At 60.0% G+C, this 13007-nt stretch carries 10 protein-coding genes and 2 pseudogenes; 10 read left to right on the top strand and 2 right to left on the bottom strand.

Annotated elements, in window-relative coordinates:
• Positions 1–4: 4 nt before the first annotated feature.
• The 6 genes and pseudogenes from K290_RS0117930 to K290_RS38380 all read left to right on the top strand — a co-directional run.
• Complete coding sequence (locus tag K290_RS0117930; RefSeq protein ID WP_028753216.1) at positions 5–787, top strand: TatD family hydrolase; 783 nt, start codon at positions 5–7, stop codon at positions 785–787.
• A gap of 4 nt (positions 788–791) precedes the next feature.
• Positions 792–1619 carry an MBL fold metallo-hydrolase gene (locus K290_RS0117925; protein ID WP_028753215.1) on the top strand — a complete coding sequence of 276 codons (828 nt, stop codon included), beginning with the start codon at positions 792–794 and terminating at the stop codon, positions 1617–1619.
• Complete coding sequence (locus tag K290_RS0117920) at positions 1616–2107, top strand: YbaK/EbsC family protein (RefSeq protein ID WP_028753214.1); 492 nt, start codon at positions 1616–1618, stop codon at positions 2105–2107. The genes K290_RS0117925 and K290_RS0117920 overlap by 4 nt, the downstream gene beginning before the upstream one ends.
• A 150-nt stretch (positions 2108–2257) precedes the next feature.
• Positions 2258–3630 (top strand): annotated as a pseudogene (locus tag K290_RS34470) (ISNCY family transposase).
• A gap of 421 nt (positions 3631–4051) precedes the next feature.
• On the top strand, positions 4052–4321 hold the full coding sequence (locus tag K290_RS0117905; RefSeq protein ID WP_028753212.1) for an antibiotic biosynthesis monooxygenase: 270 nt from the start codon (positions 4052–4054) through the stop codon (positions 4319–4321).
• Between the two features lie 167 nt (positions 4322–4488).
• Positions 4489–4752 (top strand): annotated as a pseudogene (locus K290_RS38380) (IS30 family transposase); the annotation flags it as partial.
• A 132-nt stretch (positions 4753–4884) separates the two neighbouring features.
• Here the strand turns inward: K290_RS38380 and K290_RS0117895 are convergent.
• Positions 4885–5961, bottom strand: a complete 1077-nt coding sequence (locus K290_RS0117895; protein WP_028753211.1) for a D-alanine--D-alanine ligase family protein — start codon at positions 5959–5961, stop codon at positions 4885–4887.
• A 250-nt stretch (positions 5962–6211) separates the two neighbouring features.
• Positions 6212–6868, bottom strand: coding sequence for a dihydrofolate reductase family protein (locus K290_RS0117885; RefSeq protein WP_028753210.1), 657 nt, complete (start codon positions 6866–6868; stop codon positions 6212–6214).
• Between the two features lie 371 nt (positions 6869–7239).
• Between K290_RS0117885 and K290_RS0117880 the strand changes: the two genes are divergently transcribed.
• The 4 genes from K290_RS0117880 to fabF all read left to right on the top strand — a co-directional run bounded on the left by K290_RS0117880 (position 7240) and on the right by fabF (position 12996).
• Entirely contained in the window at positions 7240–9102 is a 1863-nt protein-coding gene (locus K290_RS0117880) for an ABC transporter ATP-binding protein (protein WP_210311519.1), read from the top strand.
• Positions 9086–10987: an ABC transporter ATP-binding protein gene (locus K290_RS0117875; protein ID WP_028753208.1), complete on the top strand. Its 1902-nt coding sequence runs from the start codon at positions 9086–9088 to the stop codon at positions 10985–10987. The genes K290_RS0117880 and K290_RS0117875 overlap by 17 nt, the downstream gene beginning before the upstream one ends.
• A gap of 215 nt (positions 10988–11202) precedes the next feature.
• On the top strand, positions 11203–11709 hold the full coding sequence (locus K290_RS0117870) for a winged helix-turn-helix transcriptional regulator (RefSeq protein WP_028753207.1): 507 nt from the start codon (positions 11203–11205) through the stop codon (positions 11707–11709).
• Positions 11710–11730: 21 nt separating this feature from the next.
• Positions 11731–12996, top strand: a complete 1266-nt coding sequence (fabF, locus tag K290_RS0117865; protein ID WP_028753206.1) for a beta-ketoacyl-ACP synthase II — start codon at positions 11731–11733, stop codon at positions 12994–12996.
• Positions 12997–13007 lie beyond the last annotated feature (11 nt).

Raw genomic sequence — 13007 nt, 5'->3', positions numbered from 1 at the left:
TTCCATGCTTATCGATACCCATTGCCATCTGGATTTTGCAGACTTCGAGGAGGAACGCGACGCGATCGTTTCGCGTGCTCATGAGGTCGGCGTCAAACAGATGGTCACCATCTCGACCAAGGTCAGGAAGCTCGACGGATTGCTTGCGCTCACCAAGCGCTATCCGTCTGTTTTCTGCTCGGTCGGCACACATCCGAACAGCGCTGACCAGGAACTGGATATCCAGACGGAAGATCTAGTGCGGCTGGCAAACCAGCACGAGAAGATTGTCGCGATCGGAGAGGCGGGTCTCGATTACTTCTACGACACCGTCAAGCCGGAAGATCAGAAGACCGGCTTTCTGCGCCACATCGCAGCCGCACGCGAAACGAAGCTGCCGCTGGTCATTCACAGCCGCAGCGCCGATGAGGACATGGCCGCGATTCTCACCGAGGAAACGGGGAAGGGGGCTTTCCCCTTCATCCTGCATTGCTTCTCCGCCGGCCCAGCCCTCGCCCGCACCGGCGTCGAGCTCGGCGGCTATATTTCCTTCTCCGGCATCCTCACCTTTCCGAAGTCCGAGGAGCTGCGCGAGATCGCCAAGACGATTCCGCACGACCGGTTGCTGGTCGAGACCGATGCGCCATATCTCGCGCCCAAACGCTGGCGCGGCAAGCGCAATGAGCCGTCCTACGTCGTCAATACCGCCGAGGTGCTGGCCGATACGCTCGGCGTCAGCATGGACGAGATCGCTGCCATCACCACCGAAAACGCGTTCCGCTGTTTCTCCCGGATGACGAGGGTCTGACGGCGTGACTCTCCGGCGGCGCTTCACCATATTGGGCTGCTCGTCGTCGCCGGGGGTGCCGCGCATTACCGGCGATTGGGGCGCTTGCGACCCGAAGAATCCGAAAAACCGGCGCACACGTGCTGCCTTCATGATCGAGCAGATTGCGCCGCATGGCGGCATTACGACTGTCGTCGTGGACACCGGCCCGGATTTTCGCGAGCAGATGATCCGCGCCGGTGTCGGCTCTGTCGACGCGGTGCTCTATACGCACGCCCACGCCGATCATATTCACGGCATCGACGACCTGCGCGGTTTCTTCCACAATTCGCATGAGCGCATTCCGATCTATGCCGATCAGCCGACCATGGACCGCATTCGCGAGGGCTTCGGCTATTGTCTGGAGACGCCGCCGGGCAGCAACTATCCGCCGATCGTCCGGCCGATCATCATCGAAAGCCTCGACATAAGTTTCACGGTCGAAGGGCCAGGCGGTCCGATCACTTTCTGGCCGCACAAGCAGCAGCACGGCGATATCCACTCGCTTGGCTTCCGCATCGGAAACCTTGCTTATTGCAGCGATATCAGTGATTTCCCGGCGGAATCTGTCGAGCGAGTTCAAAATCTCGACGTCCTGATCATCGATGCGCTTCAATATCGGCCTCATCCAAGCCATCTGTCGCTGGAGCAATCGCTTGCCTGGATCGAACGGCTGCAGCCGCGGCGCGCGATCCTGACGCATATGCACACACCCCTCGACTATGGGACCGTGCTTGCGGAAACTCCCGACAATGTCGAGCCAGCCTATGACCAGATGCGGATCGAACTCGATGTGGAGGATGATGATCTATGAGCGAGGACAGCAAGAAGCTTTCAAGCCTGGAACGCGTCGAACTCGCGGCTCGCGATCTCGGCCTCGACATCGCCATCAAACGCATGGAGCAATCGACCCGCACGGCTGAAGAAGCCGCCAATGCGGCTGGCTGCGCCGTCGGCCAAATCGTCAAATCGCTGGTCTTCGTCAATGCGGAGACACACGGCTTGACGCTGCTTCTCGTATCCGGAGCGCACAATGCCGATGCGGCATATATTGCGACCACTTACGGGCTGCGCCTGAAGCGCGCCGACATCGACCGGGTTCGTGACGAAACCGGCTTCGCCATCGGCGGCGTCGGCCCGATCGGTCATCGCGTGAAGCTGCCGGTTTTCATCGACGAAAGCCTGTTGGCCTACGACCAAGTCTGGTGCGCAGCAGGAAGGCCGGACAGCATCTTTGCCTGCGATCCCAAGACCTTGGCGGAGAAGATCGGCGCAAAGATTATCCGCGTAAAGGCGGTTTGATGCGGGTTCAGCTCACCCGCCTGATATCGATTTCTGTTCCATAATCTATCTTATCTGATGTTTCGTGTGTAGCCGCAAAGTTAAAGTGTCCTGTTTCTGCAAAGTAAGAATGTCACTCTCTCCCCGTTTTGATGACGGTGGAGATTGCGGATGGGATTGATAGCGATGAGCGAGCGTGATCTGCAGCGGATCGAGATTTTGTCGAAGGTGATCGATGGGCGCATGACGCTGGTGTCGGCGGCGCATGTGCTTGATCTGAGCGAGCGCCAGGTGCGTCGGCTGCTGGACCGGATCCGCACTGGCGGCGCAGCGTCGATAAGGCACAAGGCGATCGGCCGGCCGTCGAACAACCGGATCAGCGACGGCGTTCGGGATTATGCGGTAACGCTGGTTCGCGAACGTTATGCGGATTTCGGTCCGACCTTGGCGACGGAGAAGTTGGCGGAGCGCGATGGCTTGCGTGTGTCGCGCGAGACGGTGCGCGGTTGGATGTCTGATGCGGGACTGTGGTTGTCACGCAAGCAGCGGCGGACGTTTCATCAGCCACGGCTTCGACTCGAGGCTTATGGCGAGTTGGTGCAGATCGATGGGTCGGAGCATCGCTGGTTTGAGGATCGCGGGCCGCCTTGCTCGCTGCTGGTGTTTGTCGACGATGCGACCGGCAGGTTGATGCAGTTGCGCTTTGTGCGTTCGGAAAGCGCTTTCACTTACTTCGAGGCACTGGCGCTGTATCTGAAGCGTCACGGCGCACCGATCGCGTTTTATTCGGACAAGCACTCGGTGTTCCGGGTGGCGAAGAAGGATGCCAAGGGTGGCCAGGGCATGACGCAGTTCGGGCGCGCGCTTTGTGAGTTAAACATCGAGATTCTCTGTGCAAATTCGAGCCAGGCCAAGGGCCGTGTCGAGCGCATGAACCGGACGCTGCAAGATCGGCTGGTCAAGGAGCTGCGGCTTTCTGGCATCGACGCATGGAGGCTGGCAATACGTTCCTGCCGGACTTCATGGAGGACTACAATGCACGGTTTGCGGTCACCCCTGCCCGTTTGGAAGACCTGCATCGACCGCTGAACCTGGCGCCGGATCGGCTGACGGAGATCCTGTGCAAGCGCGAGCAGCGTTATGTGGGATCGCAGTTGACGTTTTCGTTCGAGCGCAAGCGGATCATGCTGCAGGAGACCGAAGTGACGCGTGGTCTGGTCGGTCGCTATGTCGAGACCTATGCCTATGCGGACGGCCGGCTGGATGTACGATGGAAGGGGTATTCCCTGCCCTACACGGTGTTCGACAAGGACCAGCGGGTGACGCATGCCGCGATCACCGAGAACAAGCGGCTCGGCGATGTTCTGGCCTATATCAAGGAACGCCAGGAGCAGCAGAACAAGCCGAAGGTGAAGAGCAACAGTGACAAGAATGGCTACGTCAAACGGGTTCGCGGACCGGGCCGGCGGAAGGATTTCATGAACGATCCAGCGGTGATTGCGCGGCGCCAGAAAGCGCTTTCCCAGCTTGATGCTGCGGAGTGAGGCGTCGATCACATAGTCTCAAAGCTCACATGAGGATTTCGCCGTCAAGATCAATCATGGTTTCATAGCGTGCCCCTTCGATTTCGTATCGAACCCATGGTCTGAGCCACCTTGCTTGACGCGGCACGTTTCCGAAGGAGGCCATCACCCGCCCCGATCTGATCTTGCAATCGGATCAGCCGGTCAGATCGGGGCTGGTCGTCATGCCATGCGGCGTCCAAGCGGACATTCCAACTTTGCACAAAAGCGGACATTCCAACTTCCCCGCCGTCTGCAAGGAGATGATCTACCGCTTCGTCTACGGCAAGGAAGATTACGGCCTCGGCCTTTAGGGACATTCTATTTTCAAGCGCGAACGTCTTTTCGGTGATACGTTAATGGGTGACGTCCCAACGTGAAAATGCGAAAGCGGGAGGATGAGATGACGACACTGTTTGTGAGGCACGAGGTTTCGGACTACGCGACTTGGCGCAAAGTATATGATGCGTTTCGGCCCGTGCAGAAGGCCAACGGGGTTTTGGCTGAGGCAGTCTATCAAGCCACCGACAATCCCAACGATGTGACGGTCACCCATGAGTTTGCCACGATTGAAGCAGCTCAAGCTTTCGGTGCGCTCGAGGAACTAAGGGCGGCGATGCGCAAGGGAGGCGTGTTGGGCGCGCCGACGGTGTGGTTCACCAACAAGGCCTGAACATCGGTTAAGATGACTTTCGCACAGGCGCGGCAGAGACCTGACAACGATGTGAAGCTTGCCGCGTCTAATGCATGTCGCGCAAAAGTGTGCGGCGGTTTTGCGAGAACGACATGCAAAAACAAAGAGCTAAAGCGTCGGAGCGAATCTGAAAGATCGCGACGAGCTTTAGTGCTTTGGAAGATGGAATCGGCGCGCAGCTCGTTCTGCGACCTCAGTGACCCGGACAAAAAAGAGCCGTCGAAAACGCCAACAGGCGCATTCGTCGCTTCATGCGAGGCCATACCGTTCTTGCAGCCGTCTCTCAGCGCGACCTGATGATACAGCTTGCCCGCCATCTCAACGATCAGCCGCGAAAATGCCTCGGCTACAAAACGCCAGCCGAAGTGTTCACGGCGCATTTGCATGAAGAGGGTGATCCCCTGCCCTAAACGCCGGCTTGGATGCACCTGAGTGAGCTTCTCCACCATGGTGAGTTCAAGGATAAAGCGCGATGTTCTTCCCCCTCCTGGTTTGCCGCCTTCTCAAAAATTCAAAGGTTTTGCGGCGGCACGGCGCCATGCTTATCGAGCGGCGCGTGCGAGCCCGTGGGCTACAAGCCGGTCGATGGTTTCCGCGTAGCTGACGCCGCTCGCTGCCATGGCTTTGGAATACATGCTGATATCGGTGAATCCCGGGATCGTGTTCAGCTCGTTGATGAGAAACTGCATGTCCGCAGTCAGGAAAAAATCGACGCGTGCCATGCCATCGCAGCCGACGGCCCGGAAGGCTTTGCCTGCCATATCGCGAATCCGGTGCTCGATCTCCTCCGGCAGTTCGGCCGGCACTTTCAAAGCTGCGCCGTTCTCGTCGATATATTTTGCGTCGTAGCTGTAAAAGCCGTGGCTTTCCGCGGGCACGATTTCGCCAGGACGCGAAACGAAGAGATTGCCGGCCCCATCCTCAAGCACACTGCATTCGATCTCGCGACCGCGGATGAATTCCTCCGCAAGTAGCTTGCGGTCGTGCTTGAAACCTTCCCTGAGCGCGGCTTCATACTCACCGGCCGTTGTAACCTTGCTGACGCCAACAGACGATCCCTGGCGTGCCGGTTTGATGAAGACGGGCAGCCCGAGGAGGCGTTCGAGATCAGTGAAGGAAGGCCGGCTGCCCTCGTGAATGGTGACCGCGCGCGCCGTTGCCAGCCCTGCCTCCTTCAGCAGCCGCTTGGCGATGTCCTTGTCCAGAGCTGCGGCCGAACCGAGGATTCCGCAGCCGACAATCGGCACTCGTGCGACTTCGGCGAGCCCCTGGGCTGAGCCGTCCTCGCCATGCGGCCCATGCAGGACGGGAAACAGGATATCGATCTTCGGCATTTCATAGGCGCTATCGCTGGCCGGAAGCGCAATCATCCGTCCGCGCCCCCCAGGCACCAGGCAAACCTCTGTCCCGCTTTCTTGCGTCGATAGTTTGCCGTCTTCGAAAGAACTCAACAGCCACTTTCCCTCGCGGGTGACAAAGACCGGCACGACCTCGTATTTGGCAGGCGCCAGCGCGCGCATGACATTCGTCCCAGACAGCACCGAGACGTCGTGCTCGGCGGAGCGCCCGCCAAAAAGCACGGCAATGCGCAGTTTCGAGGATGCCGCGGCGTCTGTCATCAATGTTCTCCGGAATAGTTCGGGTTGCGAGGCGCGAAAGATCATCGCAATGCCGCGGTTGGCGAAAATGCGGTGGAAATGGCAGGCCGTATCGTCATCACCGATGTTTCCGGCTGAAGTACGGCAAAATCCGCTCCTCACCGCCGTCGATCGCGGGATCAAACACCATTCCGGGACTAGCCGAATATCCGGGTCACTTCCGCCATGCCCGACGGACGCGGGAACGGCGGCATCGGGCGTCATTCGCCGGCTATTGCCAATTTTTACGGCGCCGTAGCTCGGCCTCCGACGGGTCCTCTGTGGCGAAGGAACCCGTCTTGACGCTGCCGGCGGGTTCGTAAGTTGCCATGATGACGCCGCTTGGAAAGGATTGTGAGCGGATGAGTTTCAGCGCAACCGGGACGGTTCCGTCGGCGAAAAGCTTTTTGCCTTTGCCAAGCAGCAGTGGGAAGGTCAACACGTTATATTCATCGATCAATCCGTGACGGAGCAGGGTTTGAATGAGATTGCCGCTCCCCTGGATCAGAAGATCCGGCCCCTCGCCCTTCTTAAGCTCTGTCAGCGCTGCCGTAACGTCAGTGCCGAGCGATCGGCTGTTGTTCCAGTCGAGCGAGGCATTGCCGCGGGTTGCAACATATTTGGTGACCTTGTTGAACAACACGGCGATGCGGTCGTCTTTGCCGGCATAAGGCCAGTAGGCGGCAAAAATATCGTAAGTCTTGCGACCAAGCAGCAGGTCGAACGGCTTGTCGAATATCTCGCCTAAGGCTGCGCCCGTCGCTTCGTCGAAATAGTGGAACGTCCAGCCGCCGAACTGGAATCCGCCTGTCGGATCCTCCTCCGGAGTGCCCGGCGCCTGCATGACGCCGTCGAGGCTGACGAAAGTGGCTGCGATGATCCTGCGCATGATGTCCTCCATGGACTTGGGTTTGTCGATCCGAAGACGTTTCTCTCAGGGTGGAACCGACAGGCGCTTGGAATTTGTCTGAATCTTTTCGTCGGCAACTCCTATCGCCGGCCGCACTTGGCCAATTCCGAGTGTAAATTCGCGACGCCACAGCTCAGCCGAATAGCCCCATCATCGAACACGCAATCTAACGCTCAGGTGGCACTTGTGACCAATTGACTCTTGAATGACAGGTCGGAATCGGCGACATTCGTCCTACCAATATTCCCTTTGCGATCCGAACCCGATTTCGGGCCCGCCTCGTTCAAAAATGCCTGGATAAGAGCGTGAGCAGCGATTCATCAAGAAGCGCGGCGAAGCCATTGGCTTCGTTGGCGCATGTCAATGCGGCCGGCTGGGGTCGAGGGCTCTCCACCATCGTGCGGATCACGCATATGACGCTGCGCCATCCCTGGCAAACCGGCCTGGCGATCGGCTCGACGTTCGTTGCGGCGACGCTCCAGCTCCTGATCCCACGCCTGCTCGGCCGTGCGGTAGACCAGACGCAAACGGTAGTTGCCGGCGGCGCGGCCGGGCAGCTCGCTGAAAATGCGCTGGTGACCACCGCGTTGCTTCTGCTGGTCGTCAGCATCATGCGTGGCCTTTTCACGATGGTGCAGAACTACTATAGCGAATCCGTCGGACACCATATGGGCTATGAGTTGCGGCTCGCCTGCTATGAAAAAATTCAGCAGCTCTCCTTCAGCTTCCACGACAAGGTGCACTCCGGCGATCTCATCACCGTCGGCCTGCTGGATCTCGAAGGCGTGCGCATGTATTTTTCGACGGCGCTGGTGCGCATGGTGCTGCTCACCATGCTGATCGGCGTCGGCGCGTATATGCTGCTGTCGACCGATGTCCTGCTCGGACTTCTAGCGCTGAGCTTCGTGCCTTTCGTAGCCTGGCGCTCGTCCGTGACGCAGCTCAGATTGCGTGCGACCTGGCTCGACCTACAGGAACGGCTTTCGGTGCTGACCCGCGTGATGGAAGAAAACCTCGGTGGCATTCGCGTCGTGCGCGCCTTTGCGGCGCAGGCTCATGAACTCATGAAGTTCGACCGGGCGTCGCACAATGCACTCACCCTCGCCCACAAACGCGTCGGCATCCGCGTCGCCAATACCAGCGCCATGAACTTTTCCTTTTTTGCCGCAATGGGCCTCGTGCTGTGGGTTGGCGGCAGCAAGGTGATTGCGGGCGAGATCAGCGTCGGCACCCTCGCCTCGTTCCTGACCTTCATGACCATACTGCAGATGCCGGTGCGCCAGCTCGGCCTGATGGTCAACGCGTTCGCCCGCGCTTCGACCTGCGGCTCGCGGCTGTTTGCCCTGCTCGATCTCGATATTGCCATCAAAGATGCTCCGGATGCCAAGCCGCTTGCAGTCACGGATGGTGTTCTGCGCTTCGAGAATGTCGGCTTCGCCTATCCCGGCCCGGAAAAACGACCTATCCTCAGGAATATCAGCTTCGAGGCGCGACGCGGTGAGACGATCGGCATCGTCGGCCCCCCCGGCAGCGGCAAATCCACCATCGCGCATCTGATTCCCCGCTTCTATGATGTCACCTCCGGCCGCATCACCATCGACGGCCAGGACATCCGCAGGGCGACGCTGCAGTCGCTGCGCCAGTCGGTTGCCGTCGTGCAGCAGGATTCCTTCCTTTTCACCACGAGCATCGAAAACAATATCGCCTATGGCGATCCCTGGGCGAAGGAGCAGCGCATCGAGCGCGCCGCCGAATCCGCGCAACTGCACAACTATATTCTTGGCCTGCCGGCCGGCTATACCACCGTCGTCGGCGAACGCGGCGTGTCGCTTTCCGGTGGCCAGCGCCAGCGTTTGACGATCGCGCGGACACTGATGCTGAAGCCGGCGGTGATGGTGTTCGACGATTCCACCGCTGCGATCGATGCCGCAACCGAGCAGCGCATCCGCAGCGCCATGAAGCGTTTTGCCCGCGATCGTGTGACCCTCGTTGTCGCCCATCGGCTGAGTTCACTGATGCATGCGGACCAGATCCTGTTTATAGAAGACGGCGAGATCGTCGAGCGCGGAACCCATGAGCAGCTCCTTGCCGCGGGGGGACGGTACAAGGCGCTGTACGACCTGCAGGTTCGCCCGGACGGTGATGTCGCGAAGGTCTCCAACGACAGGTCTGCGGCGGCGAAAGGGAGGTCTGACAATGTCGGAAACCACTGAAACCGAGCGCAACGACGTGCGCGAGGACGGGCGGCGGCCTCCCCGCGCCGTGGTCGGCTCCCATCGCGTCGAGGAAGAGATTTTCGGCAAGGTCTTCGATGGCAAGATCATCCGCCGCATCTGGACCTTCGTCAGCCCCTATCGTCGCCAGATCTACATTTCCGTCGGAGCCGTGCTTCTTTTCACCGGGTCGCAGATCGTCATCCCGCTCGTCATCCGCTATGCGATCGACCATGCGATGGCGGCTGGCGCTGTCAACTATTCGGCGCTTTGGCTGGCGCTGGCGATCTTCGCAGCAGCGATCCTCGTCAACTACGCTGCAAGCTATGTGCAGGAGACGTTTGTCGGCCAAGTTGCCGAAGAAGTGCTCTTCGATATCCGGCGGGCGATGTTCGCCCATTTGCAGCGGGTATCGCTCTCCTTCATGGACAAGACCGAAGTCGGGCGGCTGATGTCGCGCCTGCAGGGCGACGTCAACTCCATGCAGGAATTCCTTGAAACATCGGTGCTTTCCGTTGGCGATATCGCCCTGCTCTTCGGCATCATCGTTGTCATGCTATCGCTCGATTTCCGGCTCGGCCTGCTGACGCTTTCCGTCATGCCGATCCTCTTTATCGTGCGCTTGTTCTGGCTGCCGAAGGCACGCGTCGCTTTCATGAATGCGCATGAGACAAATTCCGTGACCAGCGGCGCATTGGCCGAGGCAATCCACGGCGTGCGCGCCGTTCAAGGCATGCACCGGCAGAGCGTCAATTTCGGCCTCTTCGACGATAAGGCCTATACCAATCTCAAGGCGCACCTGACCGCGGCACGGTATGCGCAGGTAATGGTGCCGATCGTCGATACGTTGACGGGCATGGCCATGGCTATCGTCATTATCGTTGGCGGTTCGATGGTGCTGAACCACCGGCTCGATATAGGTGTCATGGTTGCCTTCCTGTTCTACATTCAGCGTTTCTTCGACCCTATCCGGTCGCTCACCATGCAATATTCCGTCATGCAGCGCGCCATGGCCTCCGGCCAGCGGCTGACGGATGTACTCGACGTGCCGATCGACATTCAGGATGCGCCGGATGCCAAGGTACTGTCATCCGACATGGACGGTTCGGTCGAATTCCGCGATGTCGTCTTCGGCTATAATCCGAAACATCCGGTGCTGAAGAACGTCAGCTTCAAGGTCAATCCCGGTGAGACTGTGGCGCTGATCGGGCCGACCGGCTCAGGCAAGTCGAGTTCCATGGCTCTGATCCATCGTTTCTACGACGTGCAGCAGGGCCAGGTGCTCGTCGGCGGACATGATGTACGCTCCCTCACCCAGGATTCGCTCGGCCGACAGATCGCTATGGTGCTGCAGGAGCCCTTCCTGTTCACCGGGACCGTGCTGGAGAACATTCGCTACAACAAAGCCGAGGCAACGCGCGAGGAAATCATCGAGGCAGCAAAGGCCGTCGGCGCGCACGACTTCATCATGCGGCTCGCCGACGGCTACGACACCGTTCTCGGCGAGCGCGGCGGTGGCCTATCACTCGGCCAACGCCAGCTCGTCAGCTTCGCCCGTGCCCTCATCGCCGACGCCAAAATACTCGTGCTCGATGAGGCAACCGCGAATATCGACAGCTACACCGAAATGCTCATCCAGAAGGCACTGGTGAAGCTGCTCGAGGGACGCACCGGCCTTGTGATCGCTCACCGCCTCGCCACCATCCGCGAGGCCGATCGTATCATCGTCTTGCAGAACGGTCAGTTGATCGAAAGCGGCAACCACAATCAGCTCATGGCCAACGGCAAGCTCTATTCGAAGCTCTATAATCTCAACTACGCCTCCTTCGACGATATTCCCGAAGAGGAAGTGAGTCCTTCGGTGCCGGCGGAGTCGGATACGTAAGGATCGGATCTTGCAATCCACCCCATGGATCGAGGCTCCGCTCTTCGAGCTCTGCGCCTCAACCTGAGAGCTATCAGTCTCGTTTCGCGTTCCAGCGTCATGTTGGGGCGCCCTGACGCTATGTCATAGGGCCTCAAAGCATCGAGTCTGCCCTCGCCCTACTTTGGCTTCTGTGACTTGCATGATGATAGTAACTCATGCTATTCGCCTCGGCCATGCAGAGAACAAGCTTCAGCGCCTTCAAATGTCCCGCCGCCCGCGCGCTCGAAAGCGTGGGTGATTGGTGGAGCATTCTCATTCTGCGCGATGCGCTGCAGGGGCTGACGCGTTTCGATGAATTCCAAAAGAATCTTGGCGTTGCGCCGAATATCTTGACGCGGCGGCTGAAGCATCTGACGGACGAAGGTCTATTCGAGCGCCGCCTCTATAGCGAACGGCCGCCGCGCTACGAATATGTGCTGACCGAAAAAGGGCGCGACTTCTTTCCCGTTCTAATGGCGCTGTTCACTTGGGGTAACCGGCATTTGCCGCCCGAGGAAGTGGCGATGCGTCTGGCCGACCCGGCAACGGGTGAGGATCGCGATCCCCTTCTCATCGACCGCGTGACCGGCCGCGCTTTTCATCCCGAAGACACGATTCTGGTGCCCGGACCGGGGGCCGATGAGGCTGTTCATGAACGGATAGCGCAGATGAAAGCATGGTTCCTGGGCTTCGACGCCTGATAAACATAGGAGTACCCGATTATGGATCGAATCGTCGTAACGGGCATGGGCCTGGTTTCACCGCTGGGCGTCGGTGTGGACGCCGCCTGGAGGCGGCTGGTCGAAGGGCGCTCGGGTCTCAGGCTTCTGCCGGAGACAATGGTCGGCGATCTCGCCGCCAAGGTCGGCGGTGTCGTGCCGAGCCTTGAAGAGGATAGCGAAGCCGGTTTCGATGCCGATCGCTATGTGCCGGTGAAAGACCAGAAGAAGATGGATCGCTTCATCCTCTTCGCCATGGCGGCCGCGGAAGAGGCGATCAAACAAGCCGGTTGGCAGCCGGCCAATCCCGAAGAGCTGGAACACACCGCCACGGTCATCGCTTCCGGCATCGGCGGTTTTCCGGCAATCGCTGACGCCGTCCGCACCGCTGAGACGCGCGGCGTGCGGCGATTGTCGCCCTTCACGGTCCCCTCCTTCCTCGTTAATCTGGCGGCCGGCCAAGTCAGCATTCGCTATGGCTACAAGGGGCCGCTCGGCGCGCCGGTCACGGCCTGCGCCGCCAGCGTTCAGGCGATCGGCGATGCTGCGCGGCTCATCCGCGCCGGTGAAGCCGACGTAGCGATCTGCGGCGGCGCGGAGGCCTGTATCGACAAGGTGAGCCTCGGCGGCTTTGCGGCCGCACGCGCACTCTCCACCGGTTTCAGCAACCGGCCGGAAGAGGCTTCCCGTCCCTTCGACGTCGGCCGCGACGGTTTCGTCATGGGCGAAGGCGCCGGCATGCTGGTGATCGAGAGGTTGGACCATGCTCTGGCGCGCGGCGCCAGCCCGCTTGCCGAACTCGTCGGCTACGGAACCGCCGCCGATGCCTACCATATGACGGCAGGCCCGGAAGACGGCGACGGCGCACGCCGGGCGATGCTGGCGGCTCTTTCTCAGGCCCGCATTTCGCCCCGCGAAGTCAAACATCTGAACGCCCATGCGACCTCCACGCCGGTCGGTGACCGCGGCGAGATGGAAGCCATTAAAACAGTGTTCGGGCGCGATGGCGGCATCGCCGTCAGCGGCACGAAGGCCGCGACAGGCCACCTCCTGGGTGCGGCCGGCGGCCTGGAAGCGGTCTTTACCATCATGGCCTTGCGTGACCAGATTGCGCCCCCGACCCGCAATCTGCTGGAGGCGGACGCGGCGGCCGAGGGTATCGATATTGTCGGCGCAACAGCCCGGCCAATGGCGATGGAATATGCCATCTCCAACGGTTTCGGCTTTGGCGGCGTCAATGCCAGCGCTCTGTTCCGCCGGTGGCAATAATCGGGTTTGGC

Origin of the sequence: Rhizobium leucaenae USDA 9039 (assembly GCF_000426285.1) — a bacterium.
Taxonomy (GTDB): Bacteria; Pseudomonadota; Alphaproteobacteria; order Rhizobiales; family Rhizobiaceae; genus Rhizobium; species Rhizobium leucaenae.
This window is presented reverse-complemented; position numbering and strand designations above follow the sequence as displayed.